Origin of the sequence: Microbacterium sp. CH12i, assembly GCF_000685355.1 — a bacterium.
Taxonomy (GTDB): Bacteria; Actinomycetota; Actinomycetes; order Actinomycetales; family Microbacteriaceae; genus Microbacterium.
Map to the genome: position 1 here is coordinate 233178 of NZ_JHET01000006.1, position 20572 is coordinate 253749.

Consider the following 20572-nt stretch of genomic DNA (forward strand, 5'->3'; position numbering starts at 1 on the left):
GTGGCGTGATGTCTACGACCACAAATCTGTCCAGGTGACCCCGAGATCGCCGGCCAAGCCTCGGATCGTCGACAGCGACATACCGACGACGGTCGAGGGGTCGCCGTCGACGCGGGTGATAAACGCGCCGCCGAGGCTGTCGACGGTGAACGCACCTGCCACGTGCAGCGGTTCACCGGTGGCGACGTACGCCGCGATCTCGTCATCGCTGATGTCAGCGGCGAAGGTGACGGCGGCCTCGGCGACGGCGGTAGCTTCGCGCGGTTCCGCGCCGGGCTGGATTCGGAACACCGAATGCCCGGAGTGCAGGATGCCGGTAGCCCCGCGCATTTCGCGCCAGCGCCTCGTCGCCTCATCAGCGGTGTACGGCTTGCCGTAGACCCGACCGTCGAGAGCAAACATTGAGTCGCCGCCGATCACCAGCCGTCGAAGGCAGAATTGTCGGTGGCGAGGCGAGTAGCGACGTCAGAGGCCTTGGCTCGCGCCAGCAGCAGCACGAGCTCGGTCGGAGTCAGTTCTGCACCGCGATCGGCGGATGCTTGGGCTGCCACAGCATCCTCGTCAGTCTCGGGAGCCATCGTCAGAGGCTCAATGCCTGCCTGGCGCAACAGCATGAGACGGGCGGGTGAGGTGGAAGCGAGACAGACCTGCATCCCTTCAGAGTAGGGCGAGTGCGCCGTACGTGGGATCCTTAGGGTATGACTTCCTCTGCAGGACCCCTGCTCGACCTCGACATCACCGGAATCGCCCACGGCGGCACCTTCATCGCCCGCCATGAGGGGCGTGTGGTGTTCGTCTCGGATGCTATCCCGGGCGAGCGAGTGCGCGCGCAAGTGACTGACCCTTCAACGGGCGCAGACGACAAGCGGTCGTTCTGGCGCGCTGAGACTGTTGAGGTTCTTGAGGCTTCTCCGCATCGACGTGCGCACGTCTGGAAAGAAGCCGACCTTCGCGCGATCCTGCTGACCGGGCTGGTGGCGCCGACCTCGGGCACATCGAGCTCGCACATCAGCGAACGCTGAAGCGCCAGGTTCTTACCGAGGCTCTCGACAAGTTCGCAGGCGCAGGTCTCACCGCCCCAGAGATTGAGCCCCTCGATGACGGCGACGGTACCGGGTGGCGCACGCGCGTCTCGCTGCACGTCGACAACGACGGGATCGTCGGCCCGTTCGCTGCGCGCAGTCACCGCGTGATTCCGGTGCAGTCGTACCCACTTGCACGTCGTCGCGTGGCGGCTGAAGCGCTCTCCATCAAGAATGCAAAGCCCGGCCGTATCGACATCGTCGAGTCCGCAGACGGCCAGATACACGTCATCCCTCGCCCCGAGCGTGGCAAGCGGCCGGCGCCTCAGGTGATCAGCGAGCAGGTCGGGACGCGCAAGTTCCAGGTCGACGCCGATGGGTTCTGGCAGGTACACGCTCACGCTGCGAAGACGCTTGATGGCGCGGTGCACACCGCGCTCGCCGGTCGCGTCGATCCGGATGCTACGCACTTTGACCTTTACGGCGGCGTCGGCCTGTTCGCGGCCTCACTCGCTGAACTCGGTGCGAAAGACATTGTCACGGTCGAGTCGAGCGGGCGCGCCACCGAACACGCGCAGCGCAACCTCGAAATGTTCGACAACGCTGACGTGCATGCCGTCACAGCACGTGTTGACCGCTACCTGGCCGACGGACCCGGCGACGTGAAGGTAGGCACGGTGGTACTTGATCCGCCGCGGTCCGGTGCGGGGCGCGCGGTTGTCGAAGGCGTGCACGCGCTGAATCCGCAAGCGATCGTCTATGTCGCCTGCGACCCGGTGGCGCTGGCCCGTGACCTCGGCACCTTCCGTGGGCTCGGCTGGGAAGCCACCTCGTTGCAGGGCTTCGACCTGTTCCCGAACTCGCACCACTTCGAGGTCGTCGCTCTGCTCACCCGCTGAACTCTCTTCACCCGTTGAAATTCGTGCGTATCGATAGGCTGACAGCATGAGCACCGTCGCATTCATCGACGATCACGAGTCCGTTCGCCTCGGCCTCGAGCTTGCGTGCGAGCGCGATGGAGCACAGAGCGTGGTGTTTTCCGGCAGCACTGTCGGGTCATATCTGGACTGGCGGGCCTCAACCAGATCCGCGCCAGCCGATGTCGTCGTGCTCGATCTCACACTGGGAGATGGCACCACTGTCACTGAGAACGTGGCAAACCTCGTCGCTGACGGTGCGAGCGTCGTCATCCACAGCGTCGCCGATCGTCCGGCGGCTGTGCGTGAAGCGCTCGCCGCTGGTGCCGCCGGCGTCGTCAGCAAATCGTCCGCGTTGGATGATGTGCTCGATGCGATCCGAACGGTCGCCCGGGGCGATGCGCTCAACAACGTCGAATGGGCGAGCGCCGTTGAGGGTGACCGCGATTTTGCCGACGCTCAGCTTTCGGTGCGGGAGCGCGAGGTTCTGCGTCTGTACGCTGCGGGGCTGCCGTTGAAGGTTGTCGCTGAGCGGCTTGGTGTGGCGTACTCAACCGCGAAAGAGAACATTACACGTGTGCGAGTGAAGTACGTCGACGTCGGCAGGCCCGCACCGACGAAGGTCGATCTGCTCAGACGTGCGATGGAGGACGGCATTGTTGCGGTCGATGGGGCCGTCAGTGCAGGCTGACACGGTCCTCCGCGACGCGTGGAGCCAGATCCCGTCTCCGGGCACCGTGGGGACAGAGTTTGAGCGCTTCACGGGCAAGCGAATGGAGCGCATCCTCGCTACGGTCGTGGCGATCGGGTCGGCCATGCTCGGCGTACAGGCGCTGTTCGCCGCTATCGGCGGGATGTCGGAAGGCGTATCGACGGTCCGCGTCATTTTCATGGTGATCGTCTACGTGCCGTTGATCGCCATGTTGGTCGCCTGCGTGATCGGCCGTGCTGTGCCGCTGATGTCAGGCATCTTTGCTGTCATCTACCTGGCGGCGCTCGCAGCCTGGCCGCTGGTTCAGGATGCTTCGCACTTGGCGACTGCTGGTCAGCCGTGGATCTTCTTCCTCGTGAACGTCGGGGTGGTGGCTGCGATGCTTGCTTTCCCGGTGAGGCTGCAGCTCATTTGGGTGGTGGGAGTGCCGCTGCTCTATGGATACGTGCGTCTCGTGGAGGGCGAGTTCACGAGCACTTTCTGGACCACGACGGCGTTCGATGTGTCGTTCACTCTCATTCTCGGCATCGTGCTCGTTTCGCTGGGATGGATGTTTCGTTCGGTCGCGGCCGGTGTGGACGAGGCGCGTGGACGTGCCGTTGCGTCGTACGCGGCGGCAGCAGCGGATGTGGCAGCCGAAGAAGAGCGCGTCGCCATGGCCGCTCTCATGCACGACAGCGTGCTCGCCGCGCTGATCGCCGCGGAACGCGCTGACACTGACCGCGCTCGCGATCTCGCGGTGGCGATGGCAAAGGAAGCTCTGACTCGGCTCGCGAACACCGAAGCCACGATCGCGCAGGAAGGCAGCGATGCGCCGGTTGGCATCGCGCAGATAGTGATTGAACTGCGCCGCGCCCTCTCAGAGATCGGTGCTGACGCCATTGTTGAGGAGCGCGGCGGAGCAGGCCAGATTCCTGGCCGTCCCGCCCGCGCCCTGGTGTTGGCAGCACGTCAGGCGATCGGTAACGCCGTCGCGCATGCCGGTGGTCGTGGCCTCCACATTCTGGTGACCGGGCACGGAGATGAGGGGATTACCGTGACAGTCAGTGACACCGGCCCCGGATTCAACACGGACGAGATCGGCGAGGATCGGCTCGGTATCAGCGCATCGATCCTCGCGCGCATGGCCGGGGTGGCGGGGTCCGCGACTATTGATTCGGACTCTGCCGGCACCACCGTTGTGCTCGGGTGGGAGCGCGAATGAATCGTTCGGTTCGTAGCGTTGCCACCGCACTCGCCGTCGGGTTCGCAGTCTACTTTGCGGCGCGTGCCGTGTGGTGGATCGTGCAGCCGACGGCCCCGCTGCTGATGATCGCATCGATCCTCTTGTATCTCGGTGTTCTTATCGCGACGGTGCTCGTGGAATCTACCGATGGTGGGCGGATGTCGCTGTGGTGGGGTGTCGTCGCGGTGATCGCCAGTATCGCGATTCCCATTATGGTGAGCCTGTCTTTGCTCCCGGCCCACCGGGCGGAACCTTTTGCGACGTGGTACATCGGCGCGGTGGGCCTTCTTGCGGTGGTGTGTATTGTCAGGCGGCGACTACTTTCCGGATGGCTTGTGCTCGGTGTCCTCGCGGCGTTGTCTTCGACGTTCCTCGGACCCTTCGTTGCGCTGGAACTCGGTCTCGTCGGCTCGATCATGTGGGTGTGCGTGGCACAACTGCTGGTGCTGTTCTGGGATCGTGCGGTGCGCGACACTGAGCGCCTTGCCGACATTCAACAGGCGGTTTCGGCGTGGCATGCCACGCAGCTGGTTCGTCAACGGGAGCGCCGTGTGCGGGTGAAGTACGCGCTGGGTACGGCCGGGCCCGTGTTGATAGAACCATCGCCTCGCACGGGCAGCTGAGTGCGGAGGAGCGTCTCGAGGCGAGGCTTGCCGAAGGGCGTCTGCGAGACGAGCTGCGCGGTGCGAGCCTGCTGAACGACGCGGTGCGCGAAGGAATTCAGGATGCCAGGCGTCGAGGGGTCGCAGTGACGGTGTTCGATGAGGGTGGGCTGGATGAGCTCGACGAAGAGCGCAGGGCCGAGATCCGCGATGAACTCGCGGGTGTGCTCACGCACGCTGAAGCTGACAGGGTGATTATCCGCGCAGCGCGCGATGAGAAGACCGCCGTCACGGTCGTCGGCCGCTCTGGTGCGGGGGACTCCTCAGACGAAGATTCCGTTGGTCTCTGGCATGAGATCCCCAGAATTCGGAGATGGGCGAGGGGCGGCGTAGACGCCCGCCCCTCGCCGCGTGCGGATCAGTTACCCGAAAACTGACCGCTGGTGATCGATCGTCGTCTGCCTACCCTGGGGCCGAGAGACCGATCAAACGCGAAGCGTTGGATCAAGTCTGACCCTTAGCGAACATGTTGTCTGTAGGTACTTTGGGGGACAAAGATACTTTGGTGGACCAGAACCGGCAGGAAGCCGTTCAACCCGAGAAGCGTCCCCAGGGGATGTCGCGGCGCAGAGGCTTGCGAATGGGGCGCCGGGTGCGCTGCCAGGCCGAGATGTGTGGTTCTTCGGCGACAGCATCTGCCGATTCGCGTTCATACGAGTCGGTGACGACGGCGATGAGCGCGGCGAGTTCTTCTTCGTTGGCCGTGCCGCGAAGGATCCGCAGATCGGGCGACTGCTGATCGGCGTTGGTCACAGCGGGATGTTCCCGTGCTTCTTGGGCGGCAGCTCCTCGCGCTTGCCGCGGAGGGAACGGAGGGCCTTGGCGATCGAGACGCGGGTGTTGGCCGGCTCGATGATGCCGTCGAGCTCGCCGCGTTCCGCAGCCAGGAACGGGGACGCGACGTCGTAGGTGTATTCGTTGGCGAGGCGGGTGCGTACTGCGGCGACATCCTCGCCGTCCTCCTCAGCCTTCTTGATCTCGCCGCGGTAGAGGATGTTGACGGCGCCCTGTCCGCCCATCACAGCGATCTCCGCGGTAGGCCAGGCCAGGTTGACATCGGCGCCGAGCTGCTTGGAGCCCATCACGATGTAGGCGCCTCCGTAGGCCTTCCGCAGGATCACGGTGACAAGAGGCACGGTGGCTTCAGAATATGCGTAGAGCAGTTTTGCGCCACGGCGGATGACGCCCTCCCACTCCTGGTCGGTGCCGGGAAGGTATCCGGGCACGTCGACGAGGGTGACGATGGGGATGGAGAACGCGTCGCAGAATCGGACGAAGCGGCTGGCCTTCTCGCCGGCCTGGATGTTCAGGGTGCCGGCCATCTGCGAGGGCTGGTTGGCGATGACGCCGACGGTGCGTCCTTCGACGCGGCCGAACCCGATGAGGATGTTCGGTGCGAACAGTGGCTGCACTTCGAGGAAGTCGCCATCATCGACGACATGCTCGATGACTGTGCGCATGTCATATGGCTGGTTCGCGGAGTCGGGGATGATCGTGTTGAGGGTGCGATCAGCATCCGTCGTCTCGAACTCGAACACGGTCTCGTAGGAGGGGAGCTCGGCCATGTTGTTGTCGGGAAGGAAGCTGAGCAGGGTGCGCGCGTAGTCGAGAGCGTCGTCCTCGTCTTTGGCAAGGTAGTGCGCCACGCCCGAGCGGGTGTTGTGTGTGTATGCGCCGCCGAGCTCTTCCATGCCGACGTCCTCGCCGGTGACGGTCTTGATGACGTCGGGGCCGGTGACGAACATCTGGCTGGTCTTGTCGACCATAATGACGAAGTCGGTGAGGGCGGGTGAGTAGACGGCGCCGCCGGCGGCCGGGCCCATGATGATGGAGATCTGCGGGATGACGCCGGATGCGCGGGTGTTCAGGCGGAAAATCTCGCCGTATTTGCCGAGGGCGACGACGCCTTCCTGGATGCGGGCGCACCGGAGTCGAGGAGGCCGATGCAGGGCATCCCGCCTGCGAGAGCGAATTCCATTACTTTGATGATCTTTTCGCCCGCGACCTCGCCAAGCGAACCGCCGAAGGTGGAGAAGTCCTGCGAGTAGACGGCGACGTTGCGTCCGTGGATGGTACCGATTCCGGTGACGACGGAGTCGCCGTAGGGCCGAGAGCGATCCATGCCGAACGCAGTGGTGCGGTGGCGTACATACTCGTCGAACTCAACGAAACTGCCGGGGTCGACGAGAAGCTCGATGCGCTCGCGGGCGGTCATCTTGCCCTTAGCGTGCTGCTTCTGTTTCGCGACCTTCTCAGAGTCGACCACGGCCTCGGTGAAGCGAGCGCGAAGGTCGGCGATCTTGCCGGCGGTGGTAAAGAGGTCAGGGGTGTCCGTCACGGATTCAACCCTAGTAGCGAGATGCGGTCGGGCGTTGGATGCCTCGCACAACGGGTTGCGTGATCCTTTGGCGGGTTCCGCTCCCAAGGTGCTGGTCATTGCGGAGGTTCGCGGGCACGATCGCAGGTGCTGATGAAGATCGCGTACCTCGATACGTCAGCTTGGTGATCTTGTTAAGAATCGTATAAAAGCCCATGCGTAAAAGCGCGTTGAGAAGAAGCGTCTGGTCGTAATGCTTGAGGGATGAAAGCGCCCCGGTCTCGAGCATCCGAGCGTGTCGGATTGCAGATTCGGGAGTTGCGCGCGAAGTCGACGATGAGTCGCGCGAAGCTGGCGGAGCGCGCCGACATGGACGTCTCGCACTTGGCGCGGATCGAAGGTGGCATCGGCAACCCGACCCTGTTCGTGCTGATTCAGCTGGCGACCGCGCTAGAGGTCAAGCCGACGGTCTTCCTTCACGACCTGACCGCGGCAGACCTGCCCGAAGACATCAAGCCATACTCTGAGGCTGACTTCCGTCGCGAACTACGCCGTCGCGAAGCTGAGTAGGGCCGCGACTGCTCACACAACGAACCGCCAGACGTACTCCAGCCCATCGGCCTGCCGAAACCAGGCCAGAGTCACGACGACTTCGTCGATATCGGCGGCGCAGAGGCAGAGCTCGATCCGCTCGGCGGGCAGCACTTGGCCCCACAGCTGCGTCCGATCCACGCCTTCACCACGATCGCGGAAAAACGCGCACAAAATCGGCGGCATCCCGGCCCTCGTTCACGACGACGGGGTGCGTGGGGTCGGCGCGTTCGATGCGCCACGGCACTCGGTACGCGGGTTGCGGAGGCTGTTCAGTCGGTTCAACGGGTCGTAGCATGCGGCCCACGGTAGGACCGACATCCGACGATGCGAGCGCCCTCTGAGAGCGTCTGGAGCGAACGGGGGAGAAGCCCTAAGAATCGGTGTCTGTGGAGGGAGAGACTGACTCGTCCAGCTCCTTGGGCTTGCGCTTACCGCGCGTCAAGCCGCTCACCTTGTTCCCGGCCCAGCCAGCGCCCTTGGCCACCGTGCCCGCAGCACCAGAGACTGCGTTTCCGGCATACCGTGCACCCCGCAGCATCCGCATCTCCAGCTTTTCTGCGCCAGGTACTGGCTCAAGCTCTGCTGGCAGCACCGCGGGTGCGACACCGAACGCGCGATGAGATGTCGTGAGCACCCGCCGGCCAAGAAGGTGGTTCCCTGCCCCGCCGACAGCTGCGCCGATCCCGAATGGAAGCGCCTTTCCGATGAAAGACGCGCTGCCAGCCGCGGCGAACTGCTTCACGAACATCGTCTTAAGGCGGTCGACCACGGGCCCTACCGCTGCGCGAGGCAGCGACTTGGTCACGAGCTCACCCCAGTACGACGAGCGGTTCGTACCGCGACCGGTCGCCTGCTTGGCCAACTGCCCGACCAGGTCGACGCCTTCTTTGCCGAGCATCAGCGTCATCACGAGCGCACGCGCACGATCGGGGTTCTCGATCGCGATGCCGTGCACCTCCGCGATGGACTGCGCGAACAGTGCCGTCGACTCGACGAAGCCGAGCGTCTCAACGCCCGACAGCGCCAGAGTGATGCCGGTGCCGATTCCGGGAACGACGGCGGTCGCGCCGACCGCTGCGCCGCCAGTCGTGACGGCGGCGAGGTAGCGGCGCTCGAGGATGCGCACCAGTTTGTCGGGAGTGGCATCCGGGTTGCGCAGACGGATGCTACGGATATGCGCCAGCACGAGCGGGCGCTGGATGGCCAGCACCCGATCGAGTCCACGCACTGCGGCGGGATGCTCGTCTGAGCCGACGGGTGGTACTCCCTTGTCCCATGGGGCGTCATTTGGGAGGGAGTGGATCGTGTGCACTTTCTTTGCCATCACCGAAGATCCTAGGTTTGGTATCCGAGAAAAAGCAGAGAGCCGCGCCCCTTCATCAAGGGCGCGGCTCTCTGGAAGTTAAAGATCAGACGTACAAGTTAGCCCGCTCGAGGTCTTCAGCGAAGTCAACCTCGACGGCGTACAGGTCGGAGACGTCCATCGGCTCGAGCAACAGACCGTCTTCGGCGATCGCGAGCTCAAGCCCACGCTCGAAGTAGTCCTGGTCGTCGACGCGCTGCAGCTGACGCATGAACGCCTTCTTCTGCATCGACGAGATGTAGTTGATGCCGACAGCCTCGCCGAGTCCGCCCTTGACACTCTTCGAGAGCTGGTTGATGAAGCCCTCTGCGGTGACGGTGTACTTGACCTCTTCGTCGCTCACCTTAGAGGTGTTGACGGTCACGAACGACTGGTCGCGCTCGATGAACTCGATGGCGCGGCCAAGAATGCGCGGGTCGAAGACCACGTCGCCGTTCATCCACAACACACCGCCCTTGCCTGTCGCGCCGAGGGCGCGCAGAAGACTCTTGGACGTGTTGGTCTCGTCGTAGCGCTCGTTGTGCACGTAGTTGACGTGCGGGAAAGCCTCGATGATCGTTTCGGCGCGATAGCCGACGACAGCAGTGATGCGGGCCTCGCGGCCGAAGGCGGCACGGATGTTCTCGTGCTGCTGTTGCATGATGGTGCGGCCGTCGCCGAGCTCGGTGAGGGGCTTCGGCAGGGCGCGGCCGAGGCGTGAGCCCATGCCAGCGGCAAGAATGACGGTCTGAAGAGTCACGATTTCTCCTAAAAAGAATCTGTGTTCACGGTCAGTTAATTGACCAGACACTTCTTCGTGCCGCCTTCATGCTAGCGATTGCCCCTGGGTAGGTCCGGGATAGAAGGCCGCCGTTGCTATTTCGTGATCGAGTACACACCTGACACACAGGTCGGATGCCGTGCATAGAGCAGATATATGAATTGTGTCGCTCGACCCAGAGAAAGTCCAGGGCCATTGGTACCTTAGGACGGTGACTGCTTCTCCCGATGACCGTACCGCCCAGCCGGATGTTGTGAAGGACGACCCCTCGGTCACGCCCGACGCGGTCCCGTCCGCGGCGAAGAAGACCACGCCGCGAACCGCAGCAGCGGCTGCAGCAGCGAAGGCGGAAACGGCGAAGACCACAGCGGCGAAGGCTTCGGCTGCGAAGACCGCCGCCGCGAAGACCGCCGCCGCGAAGCAGGCCGCCGCACGCTCGGCAGCCAACCGACGACCGCGAAGACGACTGCAGCGAAGACCGCTGCCGCGAAAGCTGCTGCGGCGAAGAGGGCGGCCGCGAAGACCGCGGCTGCGAAAGCGGCAGCAGCGAAGGCTGCCGAAGACGAGAAGGCTGCCGAAGATGGGAAGGCCGCCGAAGAGCTTGACGTCGTGAAGGCCGCCGAAGAGCTTGACGTCGAGCAGGCCGCCAACAGCGTGCCTGAGCCGACGCCCATCACGAAGGCTCCTGCGCGCAAGCCGGCCGCCGCGCGTTCGCGCCCCACGGCGAAGCCCGCCGCTCGACCGAAGCCCGTTGTGTCTGCCGATGACGCCGCCCCCACCGCTGATGCGGTTTCATCGCCAGTCGTAGAGGCATCAGTAGAGGCGCCGGCTGAACCGGTCGTAGAGGATATCGTCGCTGAGTCGCCTGTCGAGCTGGCCGCGACTCTGGCATCCGATGAAGACGTCCCCTCGACTGCCTCAGCCGCCGACGCGATTGTCATTCGTGGTCTCGTCAAAAAAACTTCGGCGATCACCGTGCGCTGAACGACATCAACCTCACGGTTCCAGCCGGCTCCTTTTACGGAATCGTGGGTCCGAACGGTGCCGGCAAGACCACCACGCTGTCGATTCTCGCCGGACTTTTACGCGCGAGCGCCGGCCAGGTCGTCGTCTGCGGCATCGACCAGGCGACCGACTCATTGGCTGCGAAGCGCATCATGGGTGTGTTGCCCGATCGCCTTCGCACCTTCGACAGGCTCACCGGCAGGCAGTTGCTGCACTATTACGGACTGCTCCGCGGGCTCTCCGCTGACGTCATTGAGAAGCGCACCGCTGACCTTGCGCGTGCCTTCGACCTCGTTGATGCTCTCAGCCGCGTCGTCTCGGACTACTCCGCGGGTATGACCAAGAAGATCATGCTCGCCGGCGCCATGATTCACTCCCCGCGCGTGCTGGTCCTGGACGAACCCTTCGAATCTGTGGATCCGGTCTCCTCAGCAGTCATCCTCGATATCCTCCGTGCCTACGTTGCGCATGGTGGCACCGTCATCCTCTCCAGCCACGGCATGGATCTGGTCGAGCGCGTCTGCTCGCGAGTGGCGATCATCGTCGGGGGGAGACGTGCTGGCAGAGGGAACCGTCGAAGAGGTTCGTGCCGGTCAGACTCTGGAAGCGCGCTTCGTCGAGCTTTCCGGCGGCATCGGCGAGGTGGAGGGGCTCGAGTGGCTGCACACATTCTCCGACTAAGGCTGGCGCTCATGCTCGGCGCCTTCCGTGGTGGAAGAGCCGTGCGAACACTACTGGGCTTCGCCGCGATCGTTATCGCCACTGTCGCCGTCTGCGTCGCCGTCCTGAGCCTTGGCAACGCACCCCTGGCCGTCGCGCGTGCCGTGATCGTGCTCGGTGGCGCGGCCATATTACTCGGCTTCCTTATCGGACCGATCCTCACCGGCACGGTCGATCAGCTTGATCCGAGGCGTTTCGGGGTTTTCGGTGTCGATGACCGTCAGATGCTCTGGATTCTCGCGCTCGCTTCGCTCATCAGCATCCCGTCCTTGGCATTGCTCGCAGTCGGCGTCTGCGCTCTCGTCGTCGTCGTCGAGCTCGGGACGCCGTGGCCCATCGCCGCAGTCGCACTGCTGCTCGCAGTGGTCGCCTCGGCGCTCGCAGCACGTGTTGGGATGGCGCTCAGCGCCCTCCTGTTGCCAGAGCGACGTTCGCGAGAGCTCACCGCCCTGTTCGCGCTGGCGGTTGTTGTCGTGGCGTTCCCGGTGGCGGTGTTTCTGGCTTCGCTCGAATGGGATGGGCAAGTGCCGATCCCGGTGGCCGCTGTCACAGGAGTGATTGCTCTTACCCCGCTTGCGGCGATTCCCGGCTTCGCCTTCGCGATCGCTGCCGGTGATGTCGCAGGCATGTGGCTCGGCGGCATCGTTGCCGGAGTGACCCTGGTGGCCTTGTGGATGCTGTGGTCGTGGCTGGTGCGCCGCCTACTGACCAGTACCGAACGTCCCGTGGCATCCCGCGAGCGGTCGGGGCTCGGCTGGTTCGCCCTGTTGCCAGCCAACGCTTTCGGAGCGATTGCCGCACGAAGCCTCGTCTACTGGCTGCGTGATCGTCGCTACATCGTCAACATCATCGTCGTGCCGATCGCCGGTGTTCTCACGGTCTTCCCGCTGGTCGTCGCCGGCGTCCCGCTGTACATCGCAGCCCTCGTGCCGGTTCCCGTCATGGCCTTGTTCTTCGGGTGGCTGCCGCACAACGATGTGGCCTACGACTCGACAGCTTTCTGGACCCACGTTGCGAGCGGGGTGCGCGGACTTTCTGACCGCTTCGGACGCCTCATCCCGGTCGCGCTGGTCGCCATTCCGGTGCTCGCGATCGCTATCCCGCTCTCACTCGCTCTCGTCGAGAGCTGGTACCTGCTCCTGCCGATGATCGGTGTCGCGGCGAGCCTGTTCCTTTCGGGGCTTGGGCTCTCGAGCATCTCGTCGGTGGTGTCGCCGTACGCGGTCTCGCGGCCCGGCGACAGCCCGTTCCAGCAACCTCAGCGATCAGCATCCCGTGGCGGTTTCGGCCCCGCCAGCGCGTTCCTCGGGACGCTCATCGTCAGCGCACCGACCCTGTGGCTGTTCGTCATGACCATCATCGAGAACGGTGCGTACAATCCCACGACATTCTGGGTCGGGCTCGGGACGGGAGTTGCGATGCTCGCAATCGGCGCGCTCATCGGCGGACGCATCTACGATCGCGGCGGCGAACGGCTCATGGAGTTCGTTGAGACCGCTTGAGTGACGCCGCATCCGCCCCGCACCATCGTCAGGACGGTTAGACTCACCGCTATGAGTACTCCGCTGGACAGCCCCGATCAGGGCGGCGTGGCAACGCTCGATCGCGAACTGGAAGAACTTCTCAACGAAGAGAACCTTGAGCCAGGCGACCACGAGCGCTTCTCGCACTATGTCAAAAAAGACAAGATTCTCGAGTCCGCGATGTCGGGTAAGCCGGTGCGCGCGCTGTGCGGCAAGAAGTGGACGCCGGGTCGCGATCCGGAGAAGTTCCCGATCTGCCCCACGTGCAAAGAGATCTACGAGTCGATGGTCGGCTGAGCGCCGATTACTGGCTACTCTGCGTCGAGAAACACCGTCCGGATCGCAGGATCCGACTTGCTGAGCGCCAGCGCGCGCACCGGCATCTCTTCGCGTACCCGCATGTGGTGCTCGCGAGCGGATGCCGTGCCCTCCGCACCCTCGTAGGCGCGGTCGATTTCGCCTCCGTCAACCAGCGTGATCTGAAGCGGGCGGGCGTCAGAATGCTCTGCCGGCGTGCTCAGATCTTCGAAGCCGTCTGAGATGACGATGGTCTCTGCCGTAGCAACACCGTCGCGAAGCGTGCGGAAGGCAGCTTTGCGTCCGCCCTTTGAGCCCTTGTCCGTCGAGGCTTTCGCAACGCCGACCCACGCACCGGAAGAGTCCCTGCGAGCGACAAGCTTGTAGACCATGCCGGCTGTGGGGTAGCCAGAGCCAGTGACAACGGAGGTGCCGACCCCATACGAGTCGACAGGGGATGCCGCGAGAGCCGCGATCGCGTACTCGTCGAGGTCGCTCGTGACAGTGATTTTCGTGTCGGTCGCGCCGAGCTGGTCGAGCTGCGTGCGTACAGCTGCCGCGACGGTAGGCAGGTCGCCGGAGTCGAGGCGCACTCCGCCGAGTCCGGTGCCGGCGACCCGAATCGCTGTTTCGACACCCTTGCGGATGTCGTACGTGTCGACGAGCAGCGTGGTGTCGGTGCCGAGACTTTCGATCTGCGCCCGGAAGGCATCTTCTTCGGTGTCGTGCAGAAGCGTCCACGAGTGTGCGGCGGTGCCCATCGTTGGGATACCCCACTGCCGGCCCGCTTCGAGGTTGCTCGTCGCGCTGAAACCTGCGATGTGTGCGGCACGGGCCGCAGCAACCGCAGACCATTCTGCGGCTCGACGTGAGCCCATTTCGGCCAGGGGGCGTTCGCCAGCCGCAATGCTCATCCGAGATGCGGCCGTGGCGATGGCAGAGTCATGGTTGAGCGCGCTGAGCGCCAGCGTCTCCAACACCACGGCATCGGCGAAGGAGCCCTCGACCGTGAGGATAGGGGAGCCGGGAAAGTACAGCTCGCCCTCACGGTAGCCCTGGATGGATCCCGTGAAACGGTACTTCTCGAGGTACTTCAGCGTCTCGGCATCCACCACATCGCCATCACGCAAGAATCGCAATTCATCGTCGCCGAAGCGGAAATCGCGCAGCAGCGAGAGTAGACGCCCTGTGCCGGCGACAACGCCGAAGCGTCGACCGCCGGGCAGGCGTCTGGCGAACAGTTCGAAGACGCTGGGCCGTGCGGCGGTGCCGTCACGCAGCGCGGCCGCCAGCATGGTGAGTTCGTATCGGTCTGTGAGCAGCGCCGTCGACGAGGTCATGCGCTCAGCCTAGTGAGCGTGGCGGCACGCGCCGTTCGCAATGGCAGCAGGTAGGCTGGTTAGTCATGAACGACGCACCCATCGGGATCTTCGACTCCGGTGTCGGTGGGCTTACGGTGGCTCGCGCGATCCGCGCTCAGCTGCCTCGTGAATCGCTCGTCTACATCGGTGACACCGCACATTCGCCGTACGGACCGAAGCCCATCGCTGCGTCCGCCGCTACTCGCTCGAGGTGCTCGACACCCTTGTCGATCAGGGCGTGAAGATGCTGGTCATCGCCTGCAATACGGCATCCGCAGCCATGCTCCGCGATGCGAGGGAGCGCTACGACGTACCCGTCGTCGAGGTCATCGGTCCGGCTGTGCGCCGCGCTGTCTCCACCACGCGCAATCGACGCATCGGCGTCATCGGAACGGCGGGCACGATCGGCTCCCGCGCGTATCAAGACATGCTCGAGGTCAACGAGCGCCTGGAAGTCTTCACCGCTGCCTGCCCGAGGTTTGTTGACTTCGTCGAGGCGGGGGTCACTGGCACCTCGGAGGTACTCGCCGTCGCCGAAGAATATCTGGCGCCGCTTCGCGACGCCGAAGTCGACACGCTCGTGCTCGGGTGCACCCATTACCCATTCCTGCGCGGCGCGATCAGCTACGTGATGGGGGAGGGCGTGACCCTCGTTTCCAGCGACGACGAAACTGCCGGTGATGTCTACCGGCAGCTCGTCCGCGGCAACCTGTTGGCCCCGCCGGATGCTCTCGCCAGTTATGTCTATGAGGCGACCGGCGAATCCACCGAAGAGTTCACGACGTTGGCCAACCGTCTGATGGGTGCTGAAGTGCGCAACGTTCAGCACGTGCAGACCGGTGTGATCACACTTCCCGACCTGACAGAGCTGGCTGAGGCCGGCGTACAAAACCCCGAAGGAAATTCATGACTGACATCGTCCGGGCCGACGGCCGCTCCGTTGACCAGCTCCGTGAGATCACGATCGAACGAGGCTGGAGCGCACAGGCTGAGGGCTCAGCTCTCATCAGCTTCGGCGGCACGAAGGTGCTGTGCACGGCATCCTTCACCAACGGCGTGCCGCGCTGGCTCACCGGCAAGGGCAAGGGTTGGGTGACGGCGGAGTACGCAATGCTGCCCCGTGCGACCAACAGCCGCAACGACCGCGAGAGCGTCAAGGGCCGCATTGGCGGACGCACCCATGAGATCTCGCGTCTCATTGGCCGCGCGCTCCGCGCGGTTGTCGACACCAAGGCGCTGGGCGAGAATACGATCGTCATCGACTGCGACGTGCTGCAGGCCGACGGCGGCACCCGCACCGCCGCGATCACCGGCGCATACGTGGCGCTCGCCGATGCGATTGAGTGGGGCCGCAAGAAGAAGTTCATCGCCCAGAAGGCTCAGCCACTGCTCGACTCGGTCGCTGCGATCTCGGTCGGGATCATCGACGGCACTCCTATGCTCGATCTGCCATACGTCGAAGACGTTCGTGCCGAGACCGACATGAACATCGTCGTCACCGGCCGTGGCCTGTTCGTTGAGGTGCAGGGCACCGCCGAGGGTGCACCGTTCGACAAGCGCGAACTCGACGCGCTTCTTGAGCTCGGTCTCGCCGGCTGCGAGACGTTGAAGGGCCACCAGCTGGCAGCGCTTGCGGGCGAGTGACATGAAGGTCGTCCTCGCCACGCACAACGCGCACAAGATCACCGAGTTTCAGCAGATCGTGGCGATGACTCGCCCCGACCTCGAGGTCATCGGATATGACGGTCCGGAGCCGGTCGAAGACGGCGTGACCTTCGCCGAGAACGCCCTGATCAAGGCGCGCGCCGCCGCCGCGCATACCGGGCTCGCGGCATTCGCCGACGATTCTGGTATCTGCGTGGATGTGCTCGGTGGTTCGCCGGGCATCTTCTCGGCGTACTGGGCTGGGCAGAAGAAGGACGCCACCGCGAACCTGGATCTGCTGCTAGACCAGCTCGCCGACATCGACGACCCGCACCGTACCGCGCAGTTCGTTTCCACAATCGCGCTGGTGACTCCGGACGGCGTCGAGCACACGGTTGCGGGGGTGTGGCCAGGTCGGCTCGCACGCGAGGCAGCGGGTGCCGGCGGTTTCGGCTACGACCCGATCTTCATCCCTGACGGCCAGTCAGAGGGTGCAGAGCGTACTGCGGCAGAGCTCACGGCGCACGAGAAGCAGTCGCAGTCGCATCGGGCCCGTGCCTTTGAGTCTTTCATCCCGCTTTTGAAGACGCTCTGACGTATAACACACTGATTTTGAGGACCCGCTGTCGCTACTGAGAATTGTTACCCTTCCCGACTAGGGGAAACGGCCTCTGACGGCCGAGTTCTCTCGTAGCCTGGTGGCATGCATGATCACGCACACGGTGGAGGGATCCGCGGTTCCAGCAACCGCAGATTGCTGACCATCTCGCTGTGCATCACCGCGACCGTGATGATCGTGCAGGTGGTTGGTGCAGCTCTCACCGGGTCGCTCGCGTTGCTGGCGGATGCCGCGCACATGTTCACCGACGCTTCGGCTCTTGTCGTCGCGCTGATCGCTAGTGCGGTGGCCGCGCGGCCCGCTGATGACCGTCGCACCTTCGGGTACCAGCGGGCAGAGGTGTTTGGCGCACTGATCAACGCCATCATCCTCATCGTGCTGTCACTGCTGGTCGGCATCGAAGGCGTGCAACGACTCCTCACACCCACCGACACAGATGTGGCTGGTCCACTGATGCTCATCGTCGCGGTGATCGGTCTGATCGCAAACGCGGTCGCGATGTGGTTGCTGAGCAGCGCGCAGAATACGAGCATCAACGTGCGTGGTGCGTACCTTGAGGTGCTCGGCGACATGATCGGGTCTGCCGCAGTGATCATCGCGGCCATCGTCATCGTTACGACGGGATGGATGCCGGCGGATGCGATCGCCTCTCTCCTCATCGCGGTGATGATTATTCCTCGAGCCATCACGTTGCTGCGCGAGGTGTTTTCCGTACTGTCGGAGTCGGCGCCGAAAGACACGCAGGTCAGCGAGATTCGTGCACACCTGCTCGGCTACGAGGGAGTCAGTAGCGTGCACGACGTGCACGTGTGGCAGCTGACACGCGGAGCGCCGGTATTCACCGCACACGTCAAGGTTGACCCGGCGCTGCTTGAGTCTGGACGTCGGGAGCGCTGCTCGAGCAGTTGCAGGGATGCCTCACGGAACACTTCGACGTGGCGCATTCGACGTTCCAGATCGAGCCAGAGGGCGCCGCCGAGTGCGAGGACACGCACGCGTAGCGCTCAGTTTTCGACGACGATCTCGTCGGCCGTTTTGTCTGGCCGCAGGCCCCGCCAGCGCGAGTGGCGCAGGATGCCGTCTGGCGTCCAGTTCGCAAACTCCACCTCGCCGACGAGTGTGGGCGTGACCCAGAGTGCGTCACGGGCATCTGCGTCAGGCACGCCGACAACGGGTGTGCTGTCGGTGCGCAGCGGCTCGAGAAGGGCTGTGAGATCGCGCAGCATCCGCTCGGTGAACCCGGTCCCGACTCGCCCGATGTAGCGCAAGCCCGTCTCTGCAGGAATCGCAAGCAGGAGCGATCCGATGCTGCCTTCGCGGTCGCCTTTACCGGGGCGGATGCCGGCGATCACCACCTCCTGCATGCGGGTGTGCTTGATCTTCAGCCAGGACCCGGATCGGATGCCGGGGCGGTAACCCGACGAGGATTCTTTGGCGACCACGCCCTCGAGTCCGAAAGTCTGGCTCATCTGCATCGCCGCCTCGAGGTCATCGAAGACCGGCGGGACGGTGACCGGGCCTTCGGCGCTTTCTGCGAGGGTCTCCAGCAACGCACGCCGCTCTCGCAGCGGAACGCCGGTGAGGTCGTGACCGTCGAGGCGGAGCAGGTCAAAGAGGTAGTAGACGATCGGAGTGCGCACGACCTCGCGCTCGATCTCCCGGGCCTTGGTCAGGTGCATCCGATTCTGCAGTCTGCTGAAGCTGGGGCGACCAGAAGCGTCGAGGGCGACGATCTCGCCGTCGACGATCGCGTCGGCAACCGCAAAGTGCGGCGTACCGTCTGCGGTGAGTTCCGGGTATCGGGATGTGATGTCGATGCCGCTGCGGGCATGCAGGTGCATTCGACCGCCGGACCACGTGCCGAGCGCGCGGATTCCGTCCCACTTGATCTCAATCCACGGTGCACGCAGAGCGCGAACGAGACCGGGCGTTCCCGATTCGGCGAGCATCGCCTGGGGGACGGCGGAGGGCATCTCTTCAGACGGTGGAGGCATCGACGGTTTGGCACGGCGCGGTGCGGTTACCGTGCGCTGCGGTGTCGTCGCGGATGCCGCGTTCGTGACCAGCGCCGCGAACGGATCCATGCCGGCCTCGACCCGTTCGGCGAGCTCATCGAAGCGCAGCTGGCGGAGATACGGGTCATCGAGTTCGTCCCAGCTGCGGGGAGCGGCCACGGTGGGGTGAGCGCGCCCACGCAGCGAGTAGGGCGAGATTGTCGTCTTCTTGCCGTTGTTCTGACTCCAGTCGAGGAAGACTCGGCCTTCGCGCACGGCCTTCGCCATCGTGCTGGTCGCAATGTCGGGGTGATCAGCTTCGATAGCGCGGGCGAGTTCGCGGGCCACGGCAGAGGCCTGATCGCTGGTCTGGGTGCCGTCAAGGTGGCAGTAGAGGTGAATGCCCTTGCTGCCGCTCGTCACGGGTACCGGGTCGAGCCCGATGTCGCTGAGGATCGCTCGAGCGAGACGGGCAACGTGCGCACACAGTGCGAGGTCGGCGCCCGGTCCAGGGTCAAGGTCGAGCACGAGACGGTCAGGGTTCCGCCGTCGGTTGTCCTTGTCGAACCGCCACTGCGGCACGTGCAGTTCGATGCTGGCGACCTGCGCGAGCCAGACGAGAGTCGGCAGGTCATCGACCAGGGGATACTCCTTCGCTCCGCCGGAGTGCTCGATGGGCAGCCGGCGCACCCAGTCGGGAGTGCCTGGCTCCACCTGTTTGGCGAAAAACGCGTCGGCTGGAGCATCCGCCGTCCCCACGCCGTGCACCCAGCGTTTACGAGTGACGGGGCGTCCCGCGAGAAGCGGGAGCAGCGTGGCGCAACGGCGGTGTAGTAGGCGATGATCTCGCCCTTGGTGGTGCCGGTTTCTGGGTAGAGCACCTTGTCGAAATTGGTCAGACGCACGCGGCGACCGTCGACATCGACGACCTGTGCGTTGCTGGGCATGACGAAAGAGTAACGGCAAGCCCCTGGCATCCATGGCCATCGGCGGTGTGTACTGGTGTGTATGAGGACGATTTGGAAGGGAGCCCTGACTTTCGGGCTCGTGAACGTGCCGGTGAAGGTGTACTCGGCCACCGAAGATCACGACGTTTCGTTGCATCAGGTGCACGACGAGGATGGCGGGCGCATCCGCTACAAGCGCACCTGTGAGATCTGCGGAGAAGTCGTCGCGTACTCGAACATCGACCGCGCGTTTGAGGATGATGGTCAGATGGTCGTGCTTACGAAGGAAGATCTTGATGCCCTTCCGGCAGAGCGCAGCCGTGAGATAGATGTCGTCGAATTCGTGCCGAGCGAGCAGGTAGATCTGCTCACGCTCGATAAGGCGTATTACCTGGAGCCTGATTCGAAGTCTCCCAAGGCATATGTATTGCTGCGCAAGACTCTCGAAGCGACGGATCGCACCGCGATCGTGCGCTTCACTCTGCGTCAGAAGACGCGGCTCGCGGCGCTGAGGGTGCGTGGCGACGTGCTCGTACTGCAGACGCTGCTGTGGGCGGACGAGGTGCGCGAGGCATCGTTTGACTCGCTGAACGACGACGTGAAGATCTCGAAGAAGGAGCTCGAGCTGTCGGCGAGTCTCGTAGAGAGTTACTCCAGCGACTTTGATCCGGAGTCGTTCGTCGACGAATACCAGCAGGAACTCCGCACGCTCATTGACGCCAAGATCGAGGCGGGCGAAGGCTTCGACGTAGCCGAGACATTCAAAGACGAGCAGGTCGAAGGCAAAGGCGGCGAGGTCATTGACCTCATGGAGGCACTGCGCGCGAGCGTGGCACGCTCGAAAGAGAAGCGCGCTGATACTGCCTGACGCCCCACGCCCTGACGCCGGA

The 20572-nt window shown here is 64.2% G+C and carries 17 protein-coding genes and 6 pseudogenes; 15 read left to right on the top strand and 8 right to left on the bottom strand.

Translation table 11 applies throughout. From position 1 onward, the window contains the following. Positions 1-12: 12 nt before the first annotated feature. Positions 13-653: pseudogene (locus DC31_RS07575) on the bottom strand (Maf family protein). A 45-nt stretch (positions 654-698) separates the two neighbouring features. Here DC31_RS07575 and DC31_RS07580 point away from each other — a divergent pair. The 5 genes and pseudogenes from DC31_RS07580 to DC31_RS18680 all read left to right on the top strand — a co-directional run bounded on the left by DC31_RS07580 (position 699) and on the right by DC31_RS18680 (position 4915). After that, positions 699-1921, top strand: a pseudogene (locus DC31_RS07580) (class I SAM-dependent RNA methyltransferase). 46 nt (positions 1922-1967) lie between these two features. Beyond that, positions 1968-2630 (top strand): response regulator, encoded by a 663-nt coding sequence (locus tag DC31_RS07585; RefSeq protein WP_036278660.1) that lies wholly within the window; start codon positions 1968-1970, stop codon positions 2628-2630. Then, positions 2620-3855 carry a sensor histidine kinase gene (locus DC31_RS07590; protein WP_036278910.1) on the top strand — a complete coding sequence of 412 codons (1236 nt, stop codon included), beginning with the start codon at positions 2620-2622 and terminating at the stop codon, positions 3853-3855. The genes DC31_RS07585 and DC31_RS07590 overlap by 11 nt, the downstream gene beginning before the upstream one ends. After that, positions 3852-4499 carry a hypothetical protein gene (locus DC31_RS07595; protein WP_200872881.1) on the top strand — a complete coding sequence of 216 codons (648 nt, stop codon included), beginning with the start codon at positions 3852-3854 and terminating at the stop codon, positions 4497-4499. Before DC31_RS07590 ends, DC31_RS07595 begins: the two co-directional genes overlap by 4 nt. Before the next feature lie 125 nt (positions 4500-4624). Continuing rightward, the gene (locus DC31_RS18680; protein ID WP_200872882.1) at positions 4625-4915 is read left to right on the top strand and encodes a hypothetical protein; all 291 of its coding nucleotides are present in this window, start codon (positions 4625-4627) and stop codon (positions 4913-4915) included. A gap of 154 nt (positions 4916-5069) precedes the next feature. On the opposite strand, the gene DC31_RS07600 is transcribed toward DC31_RS18680, so the two are convergent. Both DC31_RS07600 and DC31_RS07605 read right to left on the bottom strand, forming a co-directional pair. Continuing rightward, on the bottom strand, positions 5070-5291 hold the full coding sequence (locus DC31_RS07600; RefSeq protein WP_036278662.1) for an acyl-CoA carboxylase subunit epsilon: 222 nt from the start codon (positions 5289-5291) through the stop codon (positions 5070-5072). Further along, positions 5288-6876 (bottom strand): annotated as a pseudogene (locus DC31_RS07605) (acyl-CoA carboxylase subunit beta). The gene DC31_RS07600 and the pseudogene DC31_RS07605 overlap by 4 nt, the downstream one beginning before the upstream one ends. Positions 6877-7119: 243 nt before the next feature. Between DC31_RS07605 and DC31_RS07610 the strand changes: the two are divergent. Further along, positions 7120-7425: a helix-turn-helix domain-containing protein gene (locus DC31_RS07610; RefSeq protein WP_036278664.1), complete on the top strand. Its 306-nt coding sequence runs from the start codon at positions 7120-7122 to the stop codon at positions 7423-7425. A 12-nt stretch (positions 7426-7437) separates the two neighbouring features. On the opposite strand, the gene DC31_RS18415 is transcribed toward DC31_RS07610, so the two are convergent. The 3 genes from DC31_RS18415 to DC31_RS07625 form a co-directional block, all read right to left on the bottom strand. Beyond that, positions 7438-7587, bottom strand: a complete 150-nt coding sequence (locus tag DC31_RS18415; protein ID WP_160173215.1) for a hypothetical protein — start codon at positions 7585-7587, stop codon at positions 7438-7440. Between the two features lie 232 nt (positions 7588-7819). Then, positions 7820-8773 carry a hypothetical protein gene (locus DC31_RS07620; RefSeq protein ID WP_036278666.1) on the bottom strand — a complete coding sequence of 318 codons (954 nt, stop codon included), beginning with the start codon at positions 8771-8773 and terminating at the stop codon, positions 7820-7822. An 85-nt stretch (positions 8774-8858) separates the two neighbouring features. Continuing rightward, complete coding sequence (locus DC31_RS07625) at positions 8859-9551, bottom strand: phosphocholine cytidylyltransferase family protein (RefSeq protein WP_036278668.1); 693 nt, start codon at positions 9549-9551, stop codon at positions 8859-8861. 232 nt (positions 9552-9783) lie between these two features. Here DC31_RS07625 and DC31_RS07630 point away from each other — a divergent pair, with 232 nt between their 5' ends. From DC31_RS07630 to DC31_RS07645, 4 genes are read left to right on the top strand one after another with little or no spacing between them, the layout of a single operon-like run. Continuing rightward, a complete protein-coding gene (locus tag DC31_RS07630) occupies positions 9784-10185 on the top strand; it encodes a hypothetical protein (protein ID WP_152545370.1) in 402 nt (133 codons plus the stop codon). After that, on the top strand, positions 10182-10556 hold the full coding sequence (locus DC31_RS19330) for a hypothetical protein (protein ID WP_036278671.1): 375 nt from the start codon (positions 10182-10184) through the stop codon (positions 10554-10556). Before DC31_RS07630 ends, DC31_RS19330 begins: the two co-directional genes overlap by 4 nt. 44 nt (positions 10557-10600) lie before the next feature. Further along, positions 10601-12799, top strand: coding sequence for an ABC transporter ATP-binding protein (locus DC31_RS07640; protein ID WP_235201393.1), 2199 nt, complete (start codon positions 10601-10603; stop codon positions 12797-12799). Between the two features lie 51 nt (positions 12800-12850). Continuing rightward, positions 12851-13117 (top strand): DUF3039 domain-containing protein, encoded by a 267-nt coding sequence (locus DC31_RS07645; protein ID WP_036278673.1) that lies wholly within the window; start codon positions 12851-12853, stop codon positions 13115-13117. Between the two features lie 14 nt (positions 13118-13131). Here the strand turns inward: DC31_RS07645 and DC31_RS07650 are convergent, their stop codons facing one another. Next, the gene (locus DC31_RS07650; protein WP_036278675.1) at positions 13132-14457 is read right to left on the bottom strand and encodes a nicotinate phosphoribosyltransferase; all 1326 of its coding nucleotides are present in this window, start codon (positions 14455-14457) and stop codon (positions 13132-13134) included. 65 nt (positions 14458-14522) lie between these two features. On the opposite strand from DC31_RS07650, the pseudogene murI reads away from it, so the two are divergent. The 4 genes and pseudogenes from murI to DC31_RS07670 all read left to right on the top strand — a co-directional run bounded on the left by murI (position 14523) and on the right by DC31_RS07670 (position 17742). Continuing rightward, positions 14523-15388 (top strand): annotated as a pseudogene (murI, locus tag DC31_RS07655) (glutamate racemase). Then, positions 15385-16122, top strand: coding sequence for a ribonuclease PH (gene rph / locus DC31_RS07660; protein WP_036278677.1), 738 nt, complete (start codon positions 15385-15387; stop codon positions 16120-16122). The pseudogene murI and the gene rph overlap by 4 nt, the downstream one beginning before the upstream one ends. Position 16123: 1 nt before the next feature. Next, a complete protein-coding gene (gene rdgB, locus DC31_RS07665; protein ID WP_036278680.1) occupies positions 16124-16717 on the top strand; it encodes an RdgB/HAM1 family non-canonical purine NTP pyrophosphatase in 594 nt (197 codons plus the stop codon). 108 nt (positions 16718-16825) lie between these two features. Beyond that, positions 16826-17742 (top strand): annotated as a pseudogene (locus tag DC31_RS07670) (cation diffusion facilitator family transporter). A gap of 3 nt (positions 17743-17745) precedes the next feature. On the opposite strand, the pseudogene ligD reads toward DC31_RS07670, so the two are convergent. Then, positions 17746-19682, bottom strand: a pseudogene (gene ligD / locus DC31_RS07675) (non-homologous end-joining DNA ligase). Positions 19683-19743: 61 nt separating this feature from the next. Here ligD and ku point away from each other — a divergent pair. Next, on the top strand, positions 19744-20550 hold the full coding sequence (ku, locus tag DC31_RS07680; protein WP_036278682.1) for a non-homologous end joining protein Ku: 807 nt from the start codon (positions 19744-19746) through the stop codon (positions 20548-20550). Positions 20551-20572: the final 22 nt, after the last annotated feature.

What these genes read in the sequence shown, in the direction of transcription:
- DC31_RS07585 (WP_036278660.1), top strand. Translation starts at nt 1,968, where the DNA reads ATGAGCACCGTCGCATTCATCGACGATCACGAGTCCGTTCGCCTCGGC.
- DC31_RS07595 (WP_200872881.1), top strand. Translation starts at nt 3,852, where the DNA reads ATGAATCGTTCGGTTCGTAGCGTTGCCACCGCACTCGCCGTCGGGTTC.
- DC31_RS07610 (WP_036278664.1), top strand. Translation starts at nt 7,120, where the DNA reads ATGAAAGCGCCCCGGTCTCGAGCATCCGAGCGTGTCGGATTGCAGATT.
- DC31_RS07620 (WP_036278666.1), bottom strand. Translation starts at nt 8,773, where the DNA reads ATGGCAAAGAAAGTGCACACGATCCACTCCCTCCCAAATGACGCCCCA.
- DC31_RS07645 (WP_036278673.1), top strand. Translation starts at nt 12,851, where the DNA reads ATGAGTACTCCGCTGGACAGCCCCGATCAGGGCGGCGTGGCAACGCTC.
- DC31_RS07650 (WP_036278675.1), bottom strand. Translation starts at nt 14,457, where the DNA reads ATGACCTCGTCGACGGCGCTGCTCACAGACCGATACGAACTCACCATG.
- rph (WP_036278677.1), top strand. Translation starts at nt 15,385, where the DNA reads ATGACTGACATCGTCCGGGCCGACGGCCGCTCCGTTGACCAGCTCCGT.
- rdgB (WP_036278680.1), top strand. Translation starts at nt 16,124, where the DNA reads ATGAAGGTCGTCCTCGCCACGCACAACGCGCACAAGATCACCGAGTTT.
- ku (WP_036278682.1), top strand. Translation starts at nt 19,744, where the DNA reads ATGAGGACGATTTGGAAGGGAGCCCTGACTTTCGGGCTCGTGAACGTG.